Origin of the sequence: Mesorhizobium sp. M2E.F.Ca.ET.219.01.1.1, from assembly GCF_004016445.2 — a bacterium.
Classification (GTDB): Bacteria; Pseudomonadota; Alphaproteobacteria; order Rhizobiales; family Rhizobiaceae; genus Mesorhizobium.
Genome location: NZ_SADT02000008.1, coordinates 122,481 through 143,926 on the forward strand (window position 1 = coordinate 122,481; position 21,446 = coordinate 143,926).

Consider the following 21,446-nt stretch of genomic DNA (forward strand, 5'->3'; position numbering starts at 1 on the left):
GGCTTCCCGAGGCCATCAACACCCAGGAGCCGACCGAATGCCATCGACGAAGTCTTTCTCAGCGCGCTCGCGGCACGCCGCCGTCGTCACGAGCCTTTCGGCGCTTGCCTTGCTCCCTTCGAAAGCAGGCGCGGCTGAGCCCTTCGACAATGAACCGGGCGCTGCTTCACCGCAGGAGGCGAATGTGGATCAGCGCCGGTATGGCCCTATCCGTCAGAAGCTTGCGGATTGGAACGTCATGGTCGCCGGCGGAGCGATGTATGCGCCGAAGTACGAAGGCTCGGATGAATTCGAAGTCGTCCCGATTCCGATGGTCTCGGCAACGATCGGCCGGTTCACGATCTCTCCCGGCGGGATAGACGTCGATGTATGGGAATCGAGCGGCTTTAAGGTCACCGTGAAGGGCGGCTACGATCTCGGCGGAGGCCGCAAGGAGAAGGATTCAATTCACCTCAAGGGTCTCGGCGACATTAAAGGCGGAGCACTCCTCGGAGCCCAGATTTCGTATGAGACGGGGCCTTTGGAATTCTATGCTTCTGTCGACAAGACGTTTGGCGGCAGCGACGGGCTGCAAGCTGTTGTGGGAGCAAACATCTCACACAACTATAACAACTTCCTCTTCGCCGCGGGCGCTTCAGCGACATTTGCGGACGACAAGTACATGCAGACCTACTTCGGCGTCACCGCTCTTCAATCCGCTCGATCAGGCCTTAGTCGGTATGAGGCCGGCGCGGGGCTCAAGCGGTTCGACATCGAAGGGTCGGTAACTTACATGGCGACCGAAAACTGGCTTGTTCGCGGTCAGGTCGGGGTAGGCTTCCTCACCGGAGATGCAAAGAACAGCCCGATCACACGAAAAGACACGCAACCGTCCGGGATGCTCCTTGTCGGTTATAGGTTCTAGGAACTCAAGGCCCAGCCCCTGCGACGCCCACGCTTGCGACATGATCAGGCCGCTGAGACTCACATAGGCGGCCACCCATCGGCACCGTGTTTTCCGCAGTCTGTATGCAGGCGAAGGGGATCATCGTGTTCTGGAACACGGTAGCCTGGAAATGGCCGAGGGCACAGTAGCGGATCAGAACGAAAAACGGGCGCCGGTATCTTCGGCCGCGTCGCCGCGACGATACAAGCCGCCAACCATTCTCCGAGCTGCAAAGCTTTCCGACGTGACGCCCGCCCCGGTCGCAGAAAGTCCTTCGCCGTACGCGGAAAATCACACAACATGTCCCGACTAAGCTTATCCTGTTTTAAAATCGTCAGCCTCAATGTCGCAGCGGCATCCTGCCTGCTCGTGACAGGCTGCACGACCAACTTCGCGCTGCAACCGCCTGGGGTAAAAGTCGCCAAGGTCTGGCATGCCACCGTCCCTCACGGCGGTCGGACCGGCGACTTGCTGTCGTGGTGGTCGACATTTTCCGACAGATCCCTGAGGGGACTTCTCGCTGCATCGCAAAGCTCCAGTCCCAGTCTTGAGTCTGCCTTGGCAGAGATCGAGAGCGCGCGCGCCACTTTGGTCACCGCTCAGGCAAGTCTGTCTCCGGCTCTGACTGGCGCGGGGGCAATCACACGCTCGGCGACCGGCGGCTCAGAAGCCAACAAAGTCCCGCCGGCCACAACAGCCAGCGCAAGCCTGGATGCATCGTGGGAGATCGATCTGTTTGGCAAGGCCCGGCAGAAGAGCGAGGCTGCGCGCCTACGCGTTGAGCAGCGAGTGGCCGACTGGCATGGTGCACGCGTTTCGCTCGCGGCCGAAGTAGCTGACTATTACATCCAGTATCGGGCCTGCCGTGAATTGGAGCGGACGTATGCCGCAGAGCTCGTCTCACAACGCGAGACCATCCGAGCAATGCAAACGGCAGAAAGTTCCGGTTTTGCATCGAGCGCCGATCTAGCGCTCGCCGGGGCTGGGGCCGCCACATCGGCCGCCACGTTGACTGCTCAGCGGGCCGAATGTGAAGTTCTCATCAAGTCGATCGCACGCCTGGCCGGGGGTGACGAGCCGCGCGCCCGCAGCCTTTTGGCGATGGGGAAGCCAGGCATTCCGACGCCCAAGGCCTTCCGAATAGCTGCGGTCCCGGCAGAGGCCTTGCGTCAGCGTCCCGATATCAACGCGCTGGAACTTGAGGTCGCCGCATCGCTGGCAGAAATCGGTGCTGCCAAAGCCGACCTCTATCCAAGCCTCAGCCTTGGCGGCTCGCTAACGATCGGATCTTCGTCACTCACCGGGGCCGCGGTTCCCTGGTCCTTTGGTCCGGCGCTTTCCATTCCGCTCTTCGATGGCGGGACACGCCGCGCCGCGGTTGGCAGTGCCGCAGCAGCCCACAATGCAGCGGTGGCTACTTACAAATCGGGCGTCTTGAGTGCCATAGCCGAGGTGGAGACTGTGCTCGTGCGGATCGAAAGTACACGGCGCCAGATCGGCGACGCCGCCACTGCTGCCCGCAGCTATCGTGCGTATTTCAAAGCCGTTGATGCTAACTGGCGGGCAGGCGGTGTCAGCCTGCTCGATCGCGAGGAAGCGCGCCGTTCGGCCCAGGCTGCAGAAGTTTCACTCATCGAGACTCGCCGGGACGCGGCACGCTACTGGATCGCCCTTTACAAAGCGCTCGGCGGCGGTTGGAACGACCCGAGGTCCGTTGAAGCAACTCCCGAAGAAAAGCCGCACTGATGCGACCGACATTCATTCTCCTTGCCCTCCTCCTGGGAGGCACCTCGTTTTCGAGCGTGAAGCTCGCCTTTGCCCAGCAAACCGAAGCGCCGGCACTTACCGTTGCTGTCGTGAAGCCCGCAGAGCGGCAATGGCCAGAAACAGTCCCGGCCAGCGGCTGGTTGAAGCCATGGCATGAGGCGGTCATATCGGCGGAAATCGGAGATCTGCGCGTCACCGACGTCCTTGTCGATGTCGGGTCGATTGTGTCGAAAGGTCAGCCGCTTGTCAGGCTTGCTGATGAAAGTGCGCGCGCGGAGCTGCGCAAGGCCCAAGCTGCGCTGGCAACCGCCAAGGTCGACCTTGCCAAAGCGGACGCAAATGCAGAACGCGCTCGCAAGGTGCAGGGAAGTGGCGCGCTATCTGATGAGAAGATATCCGACTATCTTATTGCCGAGCAGACGGCGCAAGCGGCTGTCGAGTCGGCCGAAGCCTCGTTGGAAAGCCAGAAAATCAAGCTCGACCAGACAGTGATCTCCGCGCCGGATGACGGGCTGATCACGTCCCGCTCGGCACAGCTCGGTGCCGTTGTCTCGCCTGGAACAGAGCTGTATCGCCTCGTGCGTCAGCAACGTATCGAATGGCAGGCCGAAGTTTCTGCACGTTATCTGTCCCGCATCAAGCAAGGTCAAATGGCTAGCATCGTCAGTCCGAGCGGCCGTCAGTTTAAAGGGACTGTTCGCCTGGTCGGACCGACGGTAAGCACGGACACTGGTCGGGCTCTGGCCTATGTTGCGCTGCCGCCCCAGGCTCATCCGCCAATTGGGCTTTATGTCACCGGCCAGGTCGAGCTTGAGACAACTTCGGCGCTCACAGTGCCGGAAACAGCGCTCGTGATGCGAGACGGCAACGCTTACGTCTTCACAGTTGATGCCGGCAAACGAGCGACCCGGGTCGGTGTCGACATCGGCCGCCGCCGAGGCAGCGAAGTCGAAATCCTGTCAGGCGTCGACCCCTCCGCAGACGTGGTGGCGACCGGCGGCGCCTTCTTGTCAGACAAGGCGCTCGTCAGGGTGGAGGGAGAGGCGCGATGAACTTTTCCACCTGGTCAATCCGCAATCCAGTTCCCTCGATCCTGCTGTTCGTCCTGCTTGCCGCCTGCGGTCTGCTCGCTTTCAATCGACTGCCGGTTCAGAATTTTCCCGACATGGATTTGCCTACGATCCATGTCAGCGCCAGCCTCGAGGGCGCCGCGCCGGCACAACTTGAAACGGAAGTTGCGCGCAAAATCGAGGACAAGCTCGCGTCGCTGACACTCCTTGACCACGTCTCGACGACGATCACGGATGGCTCAGTTAGCATCAACGTCTCATTCCACCTGGGAAAGGATAGTGAGGCCGCCCTCAATGAGGTGCGCAACGCCGTGGACGGTGCAGCAGGTGACCTGCCTGCCGGAATGCAGACGCCGAGCGTGACGAAGGTGAGCGTGCAGGGTACGCCTTTGCGCACTTATTTGGTCCGCTCCGCCCGTCTCAACGAGACGGAACTGTCTTGGTTCATCGACAACGAAATGACGAAGGCTCTTTTGTCCGTGGCCGGCGTCGGTGAAGTCAGCCGGATCGGCGGCGTCAACCGTGAAGTTCATATCGATCTCAATCCGCAGCTCATGACTTCGCTTGGCCTCAGCGCCGCGACCGTCTCTTCACAGCTCAAGGCCATGCAGTCGGACGCGTCGGGCGGCCGGGCCGAGGTCGGCGGCAGCAAACAGTCAATCCGCACGCTTGGCGCCGTCTCTTCCATCGAAGAACTGAAGGCGCTCGCAATCCCGCTCCCAAGCGGATCATTGGTACGGCTCGATGAAATCGGCACCGTGATGGACGGCTTCGCCGAGCGGTCCTCAATGGCCTACCTCGATGGCAAACCAGGGATTGCTGTTCAAGTCAAACGATCGAATGGTTTCTCGGACACGGGCGTCGCGTCCGCCATCCAGGCGGCGGTTGAAAACTTTGCCGCCGCCAACCCGGATGTCGAAATCGCCGAGGCATACAACACGATTGGGCCGATCATCGAAAACTATGACGGCTCGATGCACATGCTCTACGAAGGCGCCATCCTGGCGGTCATCGTCGTCTGGCTCTTCCTGCGCGACTGGCGCGCGACCTTCCTTTCAGCGGTTGCGCTGCCGCTGTCGGTCATTCCGACCTTCCTGGTGCTCTACCTTTCTGATTTCAGCCTGAACACGGTGACGCTGCTGGCGCTCTCGCTTGTCGTTGGCATCCTCGTCGACGATGCAATCGTCGAGATCGAAAACATTGCGCGTCACATGCAAATGGGAAAACCACCAATGGAGGCCGCCCTCGAGGCCGCAGACGAAATCGGACTTGCCGTTATCGCCACGACTTTTACGCTCGTTGCGGTTTTCCTGCCGACTGCCTTCATGAGCGGAATTCCAGGCCTGGTTTTCCGCCAATTCGGTGTCACCGCGGCCGTAGCGGTTCTCGCCTCGCTGCTTGTGGCGCGCCTGCTGACACCGATGATGGCCGCTTACATGATGAAGGCGCATCCTGCCAGGCAAAGAGATGGCTGGACCATGCGGGCATACTTGGCTTTCGTGAAGACCAGCCTTCGTCACCGTGCACTCACTGTACTTGGCGTGTGCCTGTTTCTGGGCCTCTCGCTTTCGACGATCCCTTTCCTCAGCGCCGGCTTCATGCCTCCCTCGGACGACGCCCAGGCGCAGGTGACCCTGACCCTGCAGCCGGGCAGTACAATCGAACAGACCAACGCTCTAACTCGGCAGGCAGCGCATATCGTTTCCGGCCTGCCTGAAGTGCGGCAGATATTTTCCGCCGTGGGCACTGCCTCTTCGAGTGACCTGCTGGAATCTTCGACCACTCTCGACACGTCCACCTCTTCCCTTGTCGTCGACCTCAAAAAGATCGGCGAGCGCAGCAAGACACAGACCGAAATCGAAAACGACATTCGACAAGCGCTCGCCGTCCTGCCCGGCGTCAGGACAGCAGTGGGATCAGGCGGCAACGGCACGACATTGACGATCGCTCTCGCCAGCGACAACTCCGACGCTCTCGAGCAGGCTGCCTGGGCATTGGAAGAGCAGTTACGCACGCTCAAGGGGATCGGCGCAGTCACCTCGAGCGCCTCTCTGCAGGCACCCGAAATCCAGATCATCCCGGATTTTGATCACGCCGCCGCATTTGGCGTCACGGCCGAGGCGATCTCCGAGGCTGTACGCGTGGCGACGAGCGGCGATTATTCCTCGTCGCTCGCAAAACTCAATCTGCCACAGCGTCAGATCCCCATTCGTGTTCGCTTCGACCCCGAAAGCCGCAAGACACTCGGCGATATCGCAAGTCTGCGTGTTGCCGGTGTCCGCGGTAATGTCGACTTAGGTTCAGTCGCCGAGATTCGTGTCGGCGGCAGCCCTTCTGAGATCAGCCGTATCGACCGCTCACGCAACATCACGCTTTCCGTCGAGCTCAACGGCCGGATCCTTGGCGATGTGTATAGCGAGGCGAAATCGCTGCCTGCGCTCCAGAACCTGCCCGAAGGCGTCAAGCTCGTCGAGCAGGGCGAATTGGAGCGCAGCTCAGAGCTCTTCGACAACTTCGCGATCGCAATGGCTATTGGGGTCTTTTGTATCTACGCCGTGCTCGTCTTGCTGTTTCACGACTTTCTGCAGCCGATCACCATACTCATGGCCCTGCCTTTGTCGCTTGGGGGAGCGCTGTTGCCAATTGTGCTGACTGGCACCAGCTTCTCAATGCCTGTGGTTATCGGCCTGCTGATGCTGATGGGCGTTGTGACCAAGAACTCCATTCTTCTCGTCGAGTATGCCATCATGTTGCGGCGCACGGGGCTCACGCGTTTGGACGCGCTCATCGACGCTTGTCACAAGCGCGCCCGTCCGATCGTGATGACCACTGTCGCCATGGGGTGCGGAATGCTTCCTGTCGCGCTCAGTCTGAGCGGCGGCGACTCGAGCTTCCGCCAACCCATGGCGATCGTGGTGATCGGCGGCCTGATAACTTCGACCGTCCTCAGCCTTGTCGTTATTCCCGTGGTATTTACTTTCACCGATGATCTATTGGAGATCCTCAAGCGTCTTGTGCGGCGGCGAACTGGATCACGGAAAATGGACCTGGTCGCAGCTGATAACTAGTCACCAGCCATCCTGATTGTACCGATGACTGGTGCCGCGACCGACAAAAGCTTCTTCGAGGCATATCTGCAGCAATTTCCGGACGGCGTCTTTGCCGCCCTTGCGAGGTTGAAGATCGACGCAATCAAGAAGCGCATGGAAACCGAACGGCACGCGCAGCTGCCAGAGGCGGAGCGCGCCACTAACGCAAACGACGGCGCCAAAGGGACCGAACTAGCAAGCCTTGAATGTCGCGACCGGCTCGTCCAGTCATCGGCTCCCACGCCAGACGCAAGCGAACTTGTGCGCGCCACCCAAGGGGAACTCTTGCGCATAGGATGCCTTTGGAGCCGGGCTAACGGAGAGTGGGCGGCCAGCAGCCGCAAAGCCTAGGCGGATCGGCAAGGTGTCAGCCTGGCATCGCTGGAACCAACGGCGGAAATTCTGGAAAGGCTGAGGGCGGTCGGAGGCCGTGTCTGCCCGCTTACTTGCGACAACGGAATTGGAGTGCAGGGCGATCATTGTGTGCCGCAGGCAAGTGGCCTGAGCGCGTTTAATGGCACATGGAGATTAATCAGACGAGCAACAACGGACTACGGCGATTGGCGAGAACTCTCAACGCCCGTCAGGCCCGCCGTGATAGCTCGCGCCCGCCAGTCAGTGCGAGGCCTTGCGGCCCGCCGTCACCTTGCCTGATCGGCCTCAGGCGCGAAGGCCTGTCCTGGATGCAAGCGCGCGCGCCGAGCGATGCGCTGCGGCAATGACCGCGTCTTCATCCAGCGTGACGACCTTCCCGCCATCGACGACCTGACGACCGCCCACGTACACCGCTTTCACGGTGTGACGGCCGCCGATCACTCCCAGCTCTAGGCCCGGATCGAAGCCGAAATTCACAGAAGCGTTCGGACACCGCACCACGAAGTCGGCGCGCTTGCCGACCTCGAGACTGCCTAGCTCTCCGTCGGCACCGATCGTCGCCGCGGCGCCAAGCGTGCGCATGCGCAGAATCTCACGCGGCATTGCCGACCGTCCCGAGGCGGCGGCAGCCGAGGCGGCCAGGCTTCCAAGGACATCGAAGTCGGCAACACGAGGAATGTCGCTTGCAATTCCAACCTTTACGCCGGCCCGGTGCAGCTCCACCATGCGCGGCTGCGCCCCGTCTTTGCCGAACATCTGCAACTGGCCCCAAGGGCACCAGACGACTCGCAGCCCATATTTGCCAAAAAGCGAAATCTCGTCTTCGCGCACCAGGTTCATGTGAGTGAACGTGACATGAGAATCCAGGAACCCACGTTCCTCGAACCACCTCAGCAGTGGCTGCCCAAGCGCCTTCTCTCGTTTCAGCTGAAAGGCCGGAAGATATCCAAGATGCTCTTGAAATCTCACATCGCGATCGCGGGCTAGGCTCAGGGCGGCTTGGTAGAGTTCGGGTGAATCGGTCGCCTCGCCGTAGAGTCCGACGAAGGCTTTCACCAGGCTGTTCGGGTTGCGATTGCGAAACAGCTGGCCCCCCAGTCTCTTCAGCGCTTCATCAGTGTTTCGCGGCCAGCGGGCGAGAAAGTTCTCGCTGACCAGTTCAGGCAAATCAGCGGCCAGCGCCTCGCCACCATCGGCGACGTAAGGGTCAGTGAGCCAGATGCGGACACAGGCTTCATCAGCAACGGCCGCGACTGCATCAGGGTCAAAGACAGTTCCAGGATCGACAAAGCCGGTATAGCCACATTGCAAGTAATCGAGAGCAGCCAAACGGGCGCTTGCATACTCATCTTCTGGGGTCAGCCCGCCTTTCCAGTGCCCCATGGTAACGGAGGTCCCTTCCATCAGGGGCAAAACGCTGCGCGCCGTGTACTGGGAGACATGAACGTGGGCGTCGATGAACCCCGGATGGACCGCGCCTCCTGCCGCATCGAACAACTGGTCCGAGGCATAGCTGGCGAAAATCTTCTCTTGCCGGTCAAGCGCGACGATGCGTCCGTCTCGGACGGCAAGCGCGCCGGTCCGAACAACGCGATCATTAGCGTCCACCGTGAGGATTGTTGCATTGTGGACGATGAGATCACAGCGTTGCGGCTCATTCGAGCCGCCTGGCACCCCTGAGGCGTTCGTTGCAAAGGGCATGGTAATCATCCCAATTTTGTGGCTGGCTCGACAAGCGCTGAAGGATTCATGGGGGCGTGAATTCGCCTCCATTGATGTCGAGTACCGCGCCGTTCAGGAAGTCGGCGTCCGGCGCGACCAGGAAAGCAACTGCACGGGCGATGTCCTCTGCTCGACCGAGCCTGCCGATGGGAATGCGTGTAAGGGCCTCCTTGTTGACGAGCGAATCCGTGGGACCCGTCATGTCCGTCACGATGCGACCGGGGGTGATCGTGTTGGCGGTGATGCCGAACGGGGAATATTCGCTGACGATTGATCGCGCGAGACCGGCAAGCCCGCTCTTGGATGCGGTATAGGCAGCACCAGCTATCCTTGGCATCGTACGACCAGCGAGCGAACCGATGAAGACGATGCGTCCGTATCGGCGCTCGGCCATCGCCGGCAGAACGCATTGGCAGCAAACCAGCGCACCGGTCAGATTGATCCCCAACACTTCATTCCAGTCGGCAAGGTCGATTTCAGCAATCGGGATTCGGCCGCCATTGCGTTTGGGCGAGTAGCCGGCATTGCAGACAAGGACGGATGGAGTCGGCCAATGGGCGGCGAGGTCGCCGAAGAACCGTCGCACTGCCTCTGGGTCTCGCAGGTCGACCACCGCCGACCTTATTCGCTCTATCCCGTAGGAGGCGGACAGCGCGCGAGCGGCAGCCTGAACCCGTTCCGGCTGATGACTGAAGAAGGCGACACGATAACCTGCCCGCAAGAGCGCGTCGGCAGTTGCAAGGCCGATACCGCTCGAGGCGCCAGTGATCACCGCAACCGGTATCTCTTCGCCAAGTTCCGCCATCAGACAGCCTCCGCAAAAGCAGGAGACGGCTCAGCCGCATCAAGCGTCCCGTCATACAAAGATAGAGGCGGATGGGCATCGGGATCGGTAATGATCTCGATCAAGCACGGTTCGTCGGCAGCAAGGGCCGTCTGCAGCGCTGGCAGGACCTCTTCCTGGTTCTCGACCCGGACGGCGCTGCAGCCGCAAGCCCTGGCAAGCCCCGAATGGTCGACGGGCGCAAAATGGCAAGCACTGGTGTAGCGGCCAAACTTCACCGTCTCAGCATCTTTTTGGTAGCCGAGCACGCCGTTGTTCAGGACGATCACCTTAACGGCGATGCCCAGGCGCATCATTGTTTCGAGTTCGGCCCAGGAGTGGGCAAAACCGCCATCGCCGACGAGGGCGACAACAGGAGCATCAGGATTGGCCAATTTGGCGCCAATGGCCATAGGTAGCCCCCAGCCAAGACCAGCGAGACCGCGCGGCGTGAGGAAACGCTGGCCGACGGCAAGGGCCCTTAGTTGACCGGCCACCCACATGGAGGAGTAGCTGGCATCGGCAACCACCGTCATGGTCGGCGTGAGGCAGTGCTGCAGATCCATCATCACTCGCTCGGGTCGAAGCGAGCTCGGATGGCGCGCCAAAATCCGCCCGCGCTCCGACTCGAACGCTGCCTGCATCCCGGCAATCTTTCGCTCCAATTGATTGCGTCCCGCCAAGCGCCGCGACAGGTCACAAAGGCTGAGCGTGTCGGTGAGAGCGGTGAGCGTTTCGGCTGCATCACCGACAAGGCGGAGCGCCTCATAGTTGCGACCAATTTCCGCAGGATCGACATCGACATGAATGAGGCGCGCTGACTTCGGAATGGAGCGCCAGCTGTCAGTCCCGTTTTGATTTGTCCGCGTCCCGATAAGGAGGATAACATCAGCCTGTTGGAGAAGGCCCCTCGAGTGCCGCCCGATCGATCCCGGACCAGTAAGTGGACCGAGGACGCCAAGGGAAAGCGGGTGCGTTTCGTTCACCGCGCCCTTGCCCATGGGAGTCGTCATCACCGGCAAGTGCGCGACTTCCTGCAAGCGAGCAAGCGCCTGCGGCGCGCCGGTTGTCAGAGCCCCGCCGCCGGCCATGACGACCGGCTGGCGTGCCTGTGCCAGCAATAGGGCGGCAGCAGAAATCGCCTCGTCGCTCGGTCGCGATCTGTCAATCGGCCAAGCGCCGAGCGTCGCGGTGCGTGGATGTCCGGATTCGACGGCCACCTCCCGCAACAGATCCGCCGGCAGCAACAGCACCGCGGGGCCAGGTCTGCCGCTTCCAGCCGCGGTAAAGGCCGCGTCGACGTAATCATCCACGCGGTCCGCGGTGATGAGACGCCTGACCCACTTGGCGCAAGGCTGGAACAGGGCGATATGGTCAAGCTCCTGGAAGGCATTGCGATCGAAATTGGGCCGCTCCACTTCCTGGACAAGCGCCACGATCGGCACACTGGCCTTCAGCGCTTCGGCGAGCGGGGCGACCAGCAATGTTGCAGCCGGGCCATTTTGGGCGGCAACGACCGAGATACGGCCCGACCGCCGCGCATATCCGTCAGCCATGGCGCCGCCCATATTTTCCTGGCGATAGGCGATCTGTCGAATGCCGATCGCCTCGCATGCGAGAACGACGGCTGAGGGAAGGCTTTGTGCAAAAATGAGCTCGACGCCGTGGCGCTTTAATGCAAGGGCGATACGCTCGGCGACGGTTTCGCGAGATGCCGACATCACGCAATCTCCTCGAGGAGGGCGGAATTTTCAGAAAGGAATGCTTCAAAGACGCCGGAGATCGTCTCGATTTCCGCCTCCCCCATGGTCGTCGAAAGACAGGCCGCTGCGCCAAGTGGAAGAACGATGCCGTTTCCCGCGAAAAAGCGGGACATCTCTTTCATGACTTTGGTTTCGGCCGGGTTCCAATGCGCTTCCCGGAACTCGCGTGGACGCGTTGGCTTCGGGTGGATGCGGAAGAGCGAAGCCGCCCCGGTAATGCTAAGCGGCGCATTTGCACGTGCGATAATGTCCTCCAAGCGGTTCCGCAGTTGGTTACCCAGCCGTTCAAGCCGGGCAAAGGCGATTTCATCGAGGGCCTTCATTGCGGCCTGGCCTGCCACCATGGAGATCGGATTCGCCGAAAACGTCCCGCCTTGCGGAAGCAATGGCCGGCCGCGGCTGCCGTCGAACACGCTCATGATTTCGCCCAGACCTCCGACCGCTCCAATCGGAAAACCGCCTCCAATAATCTTGCCCAAAGCAAACAGGTCCGGCTGGAGGCCATAGCGTGCCGAAGCGCCGTGATAGTCCTGACGAAAATTGAGGACCTCGTCGCTGATGACGAGAATCCCATGCTCGCGCGCCGTCTCCTGGAGAGCGGCAACGAATTCCGGTTCGGGAGCGATGAGCCCAGCCCGGCTGGGCATCGGATCGATAACCACCGCCGCGATTTCGCTGGCGCGGCGGTTCAGTAATTCGCGCGTTCCAGCCGCATCGTTGAACCGTAGCACCACCACATCGTCCAGCACCGAAGCCGGCATGCCGCGGTAATAGGGCGTCGCCGCCGGGCTGTCCGGGAGGCCCCAGTTTTCCGGTACGCTTGCCTGAGCCACTTCCACCCAGTCATAGGCTCCATGATAGGCGCCTTCGATCTTGGCGATCCGGGATCGTCCCGTGAACGCGCGGGCTGCCTTGACGGCGAACATGACGGCTTCCGTGCCTGTATTGACGAAGCGGATGCGCTCGAGCCGAGGCACCCGGGCGCACAAGAGCGAGGCGAGCTCGACTTCGGCCTCCGTGGGGTTGGCGAAACAGGTGCCGGCCCTCATCTGGCTCTCGACGGCCGCTCGCACCGGTTCGCAAGCGTGCCCGTGAATGAGCGTAGTGAAATTCAGGTTGAGGTCGAGGAAGCGCCTACCGTCGACGTCGGTCAAATACGCTCCCTCTGCGCGGGCAATGTAGCGAGGAACCGGGTCGCGTTCGACCGTGACGCGCGTCGTTCCGTCCGGGAAGACGGCATGCGCGCGCTCAAACAAAGCGCTCGAATGCGGCCCAGGCGGAAAGGCCGCTGCTTTAGACGTCTGTAAACTGGCCGAAACAGGCATCACACCTCACCTCCATGGTCGCCACATCAAAGGGCGCGTCCTCAGGACACGGCGGAGGAGAAGCAGATTTTGATATTTGATGCAACAAAAAAGTTTAAGTGACCGGCTCTCCTTGTTGATCGCCAGCGGCACCGAGTTGCGACGACAGGCGGCGGTAGCCGCTGCGAATGTCGTTTTCGATTGCCGCTCGCACCGCTGCGGGATCCCGGTCCTGCAATCCACGCAGAGCCCACAAGTGGTTGGAAACGCCAGTGCGCGACTGCGCGAACTCCGGATAGAGGCCGTTGAACGCCGGGCCCATGCGAAGCCACAATGATTCAATGATGGTTACAAGCCGGCGCATGCCGGAACGGCGATAGATCAGGAAATGAAAATCCTTATTGGCATCGAGCACATCCGTGTATCGGCCCTCGTCCAGACCACGATTGATGCGCTGCTGTAACTCTTCCAGTTCATGGATATCCGCCTCGGTCACGTGGTTGGTCGACTGCTCGGCCGCCAAGCCCTCCAGGGACAGGCGAATTGCAGTGATCTCATCGAGGTCTGGAAGGCTGAGATAGGGCACAATGACCGTTTTGGGGCCGGCATTGATCAGCCCTCCCTCCCCGATCAGCCGTGTGATGGCATCCCGTGCCGGGGTGGTGCTGACCTCGAGGACTTGGGCGACCGAACGAAGCGTAAGCTTGGTGCCTGGCTGCAGTGCCCCTCGAATAAGCGAGTCCTTCAAAGCCGCGTAGGCACTCTCGCCGAGGCTGCTGTGCCGCCCAATCGGGGCAAGATCGCCAGGAAGCGCTTCCTTGCCCTTTTTTGACGCAGCAAACATCGCCAACCATCCTGTCCTGCGTGCGATCGCGGGAGATGCTCCCGCCGACTCGCTGTGAAACACGTTTGGAACCCTAGTCTTGGCCTGTGGCCCGCGCCAGAGGGTCAAAATGGTGTTCGGTGACTTGACAGAAATATGAAGCGTTTGTTACACCAAATTTCATATTTTAAAAAGGCGTGCGGACGACCTGCAGCCGGGAGGATGAACGGATGGACAAATTGGGAGTCGCGGAAGGGCTGATAAACAGGCGCAAACTGCTTGGCCTGGCCTCTGGTGCGGCGGCGGCGGGCATTGGCCTGGCCTTGCCTGAGCTCGTCATGGCGGCCCCCTTCGAAGGGCTCGTCGAACGCGCGCGCCAGGCGGGCGAGCGACAAGTCGTGGTCGCGGGCGGCACCGGCGCCTACGGTGACCTGGTCAAGAAGCACTTCTATCTCCCGTTTACCGAAGCCACGGGCATAGAGGTCGTCCCGACCGGCGGTGGCTATGGCGAGAAGCTCGCCAAGCTGAAGGCCATGACATCTGTTGGAAAGGTTGAATGGGACGTCATCACCCTTTCGATCGACTCGCTGACCCCCGACGTCACGAGCCTGCTTCGTGATCTTGGTGATTGCGCCGGCTTGCCGGACGTGGCCAGCCAGGGTGTCGACGGTTCATGTCTGCGCGAGGGCGTGATGTTTGATATAGGAGGCGGCGTTCTTGCCTTCGACAAACGCAGCTTTCCCGAAGGCCAGGCACAGCCGGCCGGCTGGGCGGATTTTTGGAACGTGAAGGCCTTCCCTGGGCCGAGGGCGCTACCCAACATCGGCAATCCGTGGTGGGCATTAATTGCGGCGCTCGAGGCGGATGGCGTCAGCCGAGATGCGCTGTTCCCACTGGACATCGATCGCGCCTTTCGCAAGCTGGACGAGATCAAGCCGCATGTGACGGTATGGTGGAAGAGCGGCGACCAGAGCCAGCAGATCTTTCGTACGGGCGAAGTGGTGATGGCTATGCTGTTTTCGGGCCGCGCCTTCCGGCTGCGCGGCGAGGGAATTCCGCTCGGCATCAGCTGGAACGGTGCGCCGCTGGATGCAGCATTTTGGGCTGTGACCAAAGCGGCTCAGCATCCAAACGCCGCGCTTGCGCTGCTCGATTTCATCTACACGCGCCCGAAGGCGCATGCCGAATTCGCGGCGGAGTCTTTCGGCTCGACGGCTCAGCGCGGAGCCCTCGATTTCTTGACGGCCGATGCCAAGGCCTCAAGTGTGCTGCAGCCCGCCAACTGGTCAAACATCGTTCGTGTCGACCGCGAATGGCTTGCCGCAAACCGCGAGAAGGTTTTGCAGCGTTGGAGCATGTGGATCGCGAGCTGAACTGATTTCCGAACGCCAGGGCTGCCAAAGCCATCAGGCTTGGCGATCCTGAAATGTTGTCCCTCAACTTTCGACTTTTTTGGAGGTAGCCGAGCAGTGGATGGAGCAAGCGTTTCGGTTCGGGGGCTAGGCAAGCGTTACGGCGCGGTTCGCGCCGTGAAGGAGGTGGGCATCGAGGTTCGTTCCGGCGAGTTCCTCTCGCTTCTGGGACCGTCAGGGTCCGGCAAGACGACGCTCCTTATGATGATTGCCGGCTTCGAGATGCCAAGCGAAGGCGCGATCCGGATTGGCGATCGCGACGTGACCTATGTTGCGCCGAACCGGCGCAATATCGGTATGGTGTTTCAGCGATACGCGCTGTTTCCCCACATGACGGTTGCGGACAACGTCGCCTTTCCGCTGCGTATGCGCAAAGTTGTGAAAGCCGAGATTGCGCGTCGGGTCACCGACGCCCTCGCGCTGGTGCAACTCCAAGACTTTGGCAAACGTCTGCCGGCCGAGCTGTCGGGCGGGCAACAACAGCGCGTGGCGGTGGCGCGCGCTTTGGTGTTCGAGCCGCCCGTCCTCCTTATGGACGAGCCACTTGGCGCGCTCGACAAGAAGCTGCGTGAGCAGATGCAAATCGAGATAAAGCGCCTGCAGCAGCGGTTGGGCGTGACCGTCATTTATGTGACTCACGACCAGGAGGAGGCGCTCACCATGTCAGACCGGATCGCGGTCATGCGCAACGGCTCGCTGGAGCAGATCGGTTCACCGACCGAGCTCTATGACAATCCCGCCACGCCATTTGTCGCCGATTTCGTCGGTAAGACGAACTTCCTGGAAGCTGTCTGTCAAAGCTGCAACGGAACCGGTCTCGAATTCGGCCTTGGCCAAAGCGGCTTCATTCACCTGAAAGAATGCCCACCCAATCTGCCCTCGCCGCCCCGGCCTGGCGACAAAATGCGTGTGGCCGTGCGACCGGAGCAGATACGAATCTTGCGCCCAGAAGATAGCGATAGCCCGCCTCTCAACGGCGTCGTTGAAGCCGTGATCTTTGTCGGCTCGTTCCGGACGTTCCTGGTACGCCTTGCCGGAGGCGAGCTCGTCCATGTTCAGGCCAGTACGGATCATGGCATTGCGCACCCGCAAGAAGGCGATCGCGTCGGCCTGACCATACCAAGCCAGGCAGTGCAGGTCTTTCCGGAGCGGAGGCCGTGACGATGCGCGCCAAACCCTTGGCGGGGAGTCCTTTTGGGGGCCGCCCAACTTCGGCGCAGGAATATGGGCCGGGTCTGTCGCTGCTTCTCGTAACCCCGCTTGTCCTGCTTCTCGTTGGGGGCTTCCTCTACCCGGTCGGAAAGCTCTTTTGGGGCAGTGTCTTCGTACCGGAAGCGACGTTTGCGAACTACGCGCGCATCCTGCAGGAGCCGCTATTCTTGCTTGTTCTGTGCCGCACGTTCGAGATCGCCTTCGTCGTTACCGCTCTCGCCTTGCTGCTTGGCTACCCGGTGGCTATGGCGATGGCCCGCGTCTCTGGGCGCACAGCAATGCTGATTGCCGCCTGCGTGCTCATCCCCTTGTGGACGAGCGTCCTCGTTCGCTCCTACGCCTGGATAGTGCTCCTCCAGCGAAACGGTGTTGTCAACAACGCGCTGATCGAGACAGGGCTGACAGGGACGCCGTTGCGGCTCCTCTATACACAGGGCGCCGTGATCGCGGCGATGACGCAGGTCCTGCTACCCTTCATGATTTTGCCGATCTATTCGGTTGTCCGCAACATTCCCGATGACTTTGTGAGAGCGGCGCGCAATCTTGGCGCCGGCAGCCTCCAGGCTTTCTTTCGCGTCACGTTGCCGCTCAGCCTTCCCGGCGTGACGGCAGGGGTGCTCATCACCTTCATTCTGTCGCTTGGGTTCTACATCACGCCGGCGCTCGTCGGCGGACCAGGCACTCTCATGATGTCGACCCTGATCGGTCAGCAGACGACGGAACTCCTTGACTGGCCATTCGCAGGAGCGCTTGCCGCGGTTCTGCTCGCCGCCACGCTTTTGCTCGTCATTGTTTTCCGGCGCGCGCTCGCGCTTAACAAGGGGTTCAAACTTGGCTAACGCTGACCTGGTTCTTGCTGAACGAGCCGTTCGAGAAAAAGGCCATATCGCCAGAAATACGGCGGCACTTCTTGCCGCGGTGCCGATCGGGTTGATCCTGTTTTTCCTTCTGCTGCCGACGCTCATCGTCATCCCGATGTCTGTCGGCACCTCACCCTACATTGAGTTCCCGCCCCGGGGGCTCACATTCAAGTGGTACGAGGCGTATTTCAGCGACCCGGATTGGATGGCCGCGACCTGGTTCAGCTTTCGTATCGCTGTTGCGACGACGTTCACGGCCACGGTCATCGGCACGCTTGCCGCTGTTGCATTGATCCGAGGCCGACTGCCTGCCAAAGAGTACCTCCAGGCGCTGACGCTGGCTCCGCTTATCGTCCCCCATATCGTCATCGCCGTCTCGCTCTATCTTTTCTTTGCCCCCCTCGGCCTGGTGGGCAACTTCTACGGGTTCGTCATTGCCCACTCGATGCTGGCGGTGCCCTACGTGGTGATCACAGTAAGTGCCGCTCTGCAGCGCTTTGATCCGAACCTCGAGCTTGCGGCACTCAATTGCGGCGCCACGCGCCTGCAGGCGTTTTTTCACATCGTGCTGCCGAACATCCGGCCCGGCGTTGCCGCCGGCGCGGTCTTCGCGTTCTTGGCCTCGTTCGATGAGGCGACAGTCGCCTTCTTCATCTCCGGCATCGAGGGCAAGACGATCACGCGCAAGATGTTCGAGGACATTGATTTCAATCTTACGCCGGTGATCGCCGCCGTTTCGACTGTCCTGACGCTGGTCTCGCTGGTGCTCATGAGCAGGATCGAGATTGCGCGGCGGCGGAGCGACCATGGCCGGCGGGAATGAAGCTTGGGTCCTGGCTAGCGCCACGCGCCAACAAAGGGAGAAATCTTGTGCATGGAGCAGTGCCATCAGGCGGAGCCGAACCTCGGCGCCGGCTTGACGAAAAGCCGTCGTCCCGCAGACGCATCCTCGTTGGGCGCCTGTTTCATGAATCGCACAGTTTCAGCACGCAGATCACCTCTGGCGAAGCGTTCGAAATCAAGCGGGGTGAGGAGTTGCTCGCTAACGCGCGACAGTCCGGGACGACCCTTGGTGGCATGGTCAATCGGGCGACCGCTTTTGGCTATCAGGTGGTGCCGGCCGTCTCGGCCGTTGCTCCCCCTGGCGGCCTAGTTGACCAGGATTTTTATGTTCAGATGCGGGACGCGCTGATCGCCCTGGCTCGCCATGAGCGATACGACGCCATCGCGCTCGAATTGCACGGTGCCATGGCCACGACTGAGCTCCCGGATGCGGACGGCGATCTTCTTGTACGCTTGCGCGAGGCTGTTGGGCCGGATGTCCCGATTGGCATCGGTCTCGACCTGCATGCCCATGTTACGCCGGCCACGCTTCGTTCGGTCGATATCTGCATCGCATGCAAGGAGAACCCGCATTCCGACGTGATTTTATGCGGCGAGCGGGTAGTTGAATGCCTGGCGGCAGTGCTGGACGGAACGCTCGACCCGGTCCTCACCATGGCCAAGGTGCCCATGATTTTGCCCGGAGCCGCCGAGACCGGTAGCGGCCCTCTTGCCGAACTTCATGCACGTGCACGTGTGCTCGCCGCGGCGCACCCGGAAATCTGGGACGTCTCCCTGTTCAATGTCTATCCCTACGCTGATGACCGGGGCATGGGACAGGCAGTAGTCGTGCTGACGCATGGCCTCAGCCGGCTTGCGCAAACTGCGGCAATCGAGCTCGCTGAGCTTTTCTGGGCATGGCGCGAGCGCTTCCAGGATGACCTTCTGACTATCGATCAAGCGTTCGAGCTCATCGCTCGCGAGCCCAATCGGCGCCCATACATCCTCGCCGACATGGGAGACAGGGTCCTGGCAGGAGCGCCCGGCGACAGCACCGCAATCATCGAACGTGCGTTGGTCGGGCCCAGCAGCTTGCGTGGTGCCGTTCCGGTCACCGATCCCGAAAGCGTTGAGGCCGCCGCATTGGCCGGCGTCGACGCTCGGGTCACGCTTGCCATCGGCGGACGCTTGACCCCCAGTTTCGCACCTCTCACGGTTTCCGGTATGGTCGCCGCAATCAGCGACGGTCGCTTTGTGATCACCGGACCGTTCGGTGCGGGCGAGGAAACGTCGCTCGGCCGCACCGCGGTGCTGGTGGTCGATGACCGGCTGACCATCATGCTGACGAGCAAGCCGGGCTTCACGCATGACCCCGCGGCTTTTGCCAGCCAAGGCATCGATGTCGCGACCCAGGATTTCGTCGTCGTGAAATCCGGATATCACTACAAGCTGAATTTCGCTGGGATCGGCACGCCGCTTGGCGTTGCGACGCCGGGAATTGGCTACTACACGCCAGGACTGCTGCAGTGGAGGAGAGCGCGATTCTGGCCTGAGCACGAAGTCCATCAGCCTGAAATCAGGGCTTATGTGAATGCCAAATCCGCCAAGACGCCGGCTGATTGAACGATCGAGGCAAGGGCGTCAGCCGACCACGGCTTCCTTCAACCGCCGCAGGTGGCCACGGCAGATTTCTTCGACCACCCTCTGCAATTCTGCGGTGCGCTCACCGAGCCAAGCAAGCGCCTCGTCGCTGATGTCGTAATGCTTCGAGTACCGTGCTTTCACATAGGCCTCGTTCAAAGTGTTGAACCATGCCCGGTAACGCTGCTGGTCACGTGGCCAGACTTCGGCGATCCGCCGGTCCTGCTCCTCAGCAAGCGCACGGAGAAAGGTCAACTTATGCGAAGGCGGGCTGTAATTTGTGAGCACCAAGAGAAGTGCCGAATAGGTGTTTTCAATTGCCTGATGTAGCTGGAAAGACGCGTTCTTCAGACGTCCTTTCGTCAGCGCAAACCGAAAGGCGTCGAGAAAATCCCGAGCGCTCGGCAAACGATCATCGAAATACTCCTCAGCGAGCTTATAGGCCGCCCCGGGCGCAAGTGTCCTTGGCTCAGCGAGCGGCTCATCATCCAACTCGTAAAGCACGATCCCGTCGCGGCGCATATCGGTGAAGAAATATTGCCCTTCACGCAGCGCTGTATTCACCTCACGCCGCGAATGCACAATGAAGTTTGTTGGCGTTTCTAAACCTCGATCGCGGATAAGGCGGTCCTTTGCCTTGTACCAATAAGCGAAATCGGCGAGCTTGCGATTGTTGACGACTATCAGCAGGTCGTAGTCCGATCGGTAGCCTTTCATAGTATGCGGCTCGTCGACCCAGTCTCCACGTGCGTAGGAGCCGAACAAGATCATCTTGAGGATCCGGCCCTTCTTCTTGAATTCGGTCGTGCCATCTGCAATGGCGTCGTCGAATTCTTCATGGATGAGTTCCATGATCCGGGCAAGCTCGCGCTGCTTTTTCTCCGGCAGATGATCAATGCTGGTCTTCATCATCGGTAGGCGTTGCAATCCGGATCAAACGTCACAAGGTCGGCTGCATGGGTTCTGCCATCGCTAGGCAGTCAACGGAAGGCGCCAACGGATGTGGTGCCGAGCTTCGCGTCGCGACAATGCCTGCTTGGTTTTGTCTCGCAATTTTTCCCATTGCAATAGCAAGAATTTCCCACGCTCGGACAGCAAGGCTACTCGGAAACTATGCTGCCTCGGTCGCTCGGCCGGTAAGCGAAGGAAAACTTCGGCGACCAAGAACCACAGTATAATCTAGGGGAGGCGAATGGTCTGAACCTCAAGACCCTTCTTGCCCTGCCCGCTTTCAAAGAGAACCTTTTGCCCTTCCGCAAGTCCGCCGAGCCCCGAGCGGGCCAGCGCGGTCGCATGAACAAAAATGTCCCTACCGCCATCAGAGGGCGCGATGAAGCCAAAACCTTTATCTGGATTGTACCACTTCACCATTCCCTCGCTTGTCGTCCCCGAACCGCTTCCGGAGGGCGCTCCGGCGTGCCCGCTATGGACAGAAGGCTTGGAGACGGCCTCGCCAACCTCCAGCACCTGCGCCACCTGCCGTCCTCTTGGAGTTTCTTCAATCGTAACTTTCAGGCGAGTCCCATCGGAGACGCCTCCGCTCCCCGCGGCCTCCAGAACTCGTATGTGCAGGTAGGCCTCAGCACCGTCAGCGAGCTTCACGAAGCCGAAGCCCTTGTTGGCGTTGAACCAGACCACCTCAGCGGTCGTAGGATCAGCAGCTACCACGGGCCGACGCTGAAAATAGCTGGGTTCCGACGTTCGATCGGAAGATCGACCGTCCTCCCCATAATCCCGTCGCCGCCCTTGATCGCGATGGTCTCTATATTTGCTCATGGTCTTCTCAATTGATCCCGCTGCGTACGCCGAGCCGGCCGTCAGTGTCACTGCCTAGGACA

Annotated in this window: 17 protein-coding genes; 10 read left to right on the forward strand and 7 right to left on the reverse strand. The window is 60.8% G+C overall.

Annotated features, from left to right (window positions below):
• The first annotated feature begins 37 nt into the window (after nucleotides 1–37).
• The 5 genes from EN862_RS31675 to EN862_RS31695 all read left to right on the forward strand — a co-directional run bounded on the left by EN862_RS31675 (nucleotide 38) and on the right by EN862_RS31695 (nucleotide 7,202).
• A complete protein-coding gene (locus EN862_RS31675) occupies nucleotides 38–904 on the forward strand; it encodes a MipA/OmpV family protein (RefSeq protein ID WP_127868215.1) in 867 nt (288 codons plus the stop codon).
• Nucleotides 905–1,225: 321 nt separating this feature from the next.
• Nucleotides 1,226–2,671, forward strand: coding sequence for an efflux transporter outer membrane subunit (locus tag EN862_RS31680; RefSeq protein ID WP_127868216.1), 1,446 nt, complete (start codon nucleotides 1,226–1,228; stop codon nucleotides 2,669–2,671).
• Entirely contained in the window at nucleotides 2,671–3,744 is a 1,074-nt protein-coding gene (locus tag EN862_RS31685) for an efflux RND transporter periplasmic adaptor subunit (protein ID WP_127868217.1), read from the forward strand. The genes EN862_RS31680 and EN862_RS31685 overlap by 1 nt, the downstream gene beginning before the upstream one ends.
• A complete protein-coding gene (locus EN862_RS31690) occupies nucleotides 3,741–6,830 on the forward strand; it encodes an efflux RND transporter permease subunit (RefSeq protein ID WP_127868218.1) in 3,090 nt (1,029 codons plus the stop codon). Before EN862_RS31685 ends, EN862_RS31690 begins: the two co-directional genes overlap by 4 nt.
• 24 nt (nucleotides 6,831–6,854) lie before the next feature.
• Complete coding sequence (locus tag EN862_RS31695) at nucleotides 6,855–7,202, forward strand: hypothetical protein (protein WP_127868219.1); 348 nt, start codon at nucleotides 6,855–6,857, stop codon at nucleotides 7,200–7,202.
• Between the two features lie 309 nt (nucleotides 7,203–7,511).
• Here the strand turns inward: EN862_RS31695 and EN862_RS31700 are convergent, their stop codons facing one another.
• The 5 genes from EN862_RS31700 to EN862_RS31720 form a co-directional block, all read right to left on the reverse strand.
• Nucleotides 7,512–8,927: an amidohydrolase family protein gene (locus EN862_RS31700; RefSeq protein ID WP_189401887.1), complete on the reverse strand. Its 1,416-nt coding sequence runs from the start codon at nucleotides 8,925–8,927 to the stop codon at nucleotides 7,512–7,514.
• Nucleotides 8,928–8,973: 46 nt separating this feature from the next.
• Nucleotides 8,974–9,753, reverse strand: a complete 780-nt coding sequence (gene fabG, locus EN862_RS31705; protein WP_127868221.1) for a 3-oxoacyl-ACP reductase FabG — start codon at nucleotides 9,751–9,753, stop codon at nucleotides 8,974–8,976.
• A complete protein-coding gene (locus tag EN862_RS31710) occupies nucleotides 9,753–11,492 on the reverse strand; it encodes an acetolactate synthase catalytic subunit (RefSeq protein ID WP_127868222.1) in 1,740 nt (579 codons plus the stop codon). Before EN862_RS31710 ends, fabG begins: the two co-directional genes overlap by 1 nt.
• Nucleotides 11,492–12,859, reverse strand: a complete 1,368-nt coding sequence (locus EN862_RS31715; RefSeq protein ID WP_127868223.1) for an aspartate aminotransferase family protein — start codon at nucleotides 12,857–12,859, stop codon at nucleotides 11,492–11,494. Before EN862_RS31715 ends, EN862_RS31710 begins: the two co-directional genes overlap by 1 nt.
• A 94-nt stretch (nucleotides 12,860–12,953) precedes the next feature.
• Complete coding sequence (locus EN862_RS31720; protein WP_127868271.1) at nucleotides 12,954–13,682, reverse strand: GntR family transcriptional regulator; 729 nt, start codon at nucleotides 13,680–13,682, stop codon at nucleotides 12,954–12,956.
• 176 nt (nucleotides 13,683–13,858) lie between these two features.
• On the opposite strand from EN862_RS31720, the gene EN862_RS31725 reads away from it, so the two are divergent.
• The 5 genes from EN862_RS31725 to EN862_RS31745 all read left to right on the forward strand — a co-directional run bounded on the left by EN862_RS31725 (nucleotide 13,859) and on the right by EN862_RS31745 (nucleotide 19,590).
• Entirely contained in the window at nucleotides 13,859–15,034 is a 1,176-nt protein-coding gene (locus EN862_RS31725) for an ABC transporter substrate-binding protein (RefSeq protein WP_127868224.1), read from the forward strand.
• Between the two features lie 96 nt (nucleotides 15,035–15,130).
• The gene (locus tag EN862_RS31730; RefSeq protein WP_127868225.1) at nucleotides 15,131–16,234 is read left to right on the forward strand and encodes an ABC transporter ATP-binding protein; all 1,104 of its coding nucleotides are present in this window, start codon (nucleotides 15,131–15,133) and stop codon (nucleotides 16,232–16,234) included.
• 2 nt (nucleotides 16,235–16,236) lie between these two features.
• Nucleotides 16,237–17,124, forward strand: coding sequence for an ABC transporter permease (locus tag EN862_RS31735; RefSeq protein WP_127868226.1), 888 nt, complete (start codon nucleotides 16,237–16,239; stop codon nucleotides 17,122–17,124).
• 46 nt (nucleotides 17,125–17,170) lie between these two features.
• Complete coding sequence (locus EN862_RS31740; RefSeq protein ID WP_245519792.1) at nucleotides 17,171–17,968, forward strand: ABC transporter permease; 798 nt, start codon at nucleotides 17,171–17,173, stop codon at nucleotides 17,966–17,968.
• 47 nt (nucleotides 17,969–18,015) lie between these two features.
• Nucleotides 18,016–19,590 carry a M81 family metallopeptidase gene (locus tag EN862_RS31745; protein WP_189401885.1) on the forward strand — a complete coding sequence of 525 codons (1,575 nt, stop codon included), beginning with the start codon at nucleotides 18,016–18,018 and terminating at the stop codon, nucleotides 19,588–19,590.
• An 18-nt stretch (nucleotides 19,591–19,608) separates the two neighbouring features.
• On the opposite strand, the gene EN862_RS31750 is transcribed toward EN862_RS31745, so the two are convergent.
• Both EN862_RS31750 and EN862_RS37460 read right to left on the reverse strand, forming a co-directional pair.
• The gene (locus EN862_RS31750) at nucleotides 19,609–20,517 is read right to left on the reverse strand and encodes a nucleotidyltransferase and HEPN domain-containing protein (RefSeq protein WP_127868273.1); all 909 of its coding nucleotides are present in this window, start codon (nucleotides 20,515–20,517) and stop codon (nucleotides 19,609–19,611) included.
• Nucleotides 20,518–20,787: 270 nt separating this feature from the next.
• Complete coding sequence (locus EN862_RS37460) at nucleotides 20,788–21,384, reverse strand: cold-shock protein (protein ID WP_127868228.1); 597 nt, start codon at nucleotides 21,382–21,384, stop codon at nucleotides 20,788–20,790.
• Between the last annotated feature and the right edge of the window lie 62 nt (nucleotides 21,385–21,446).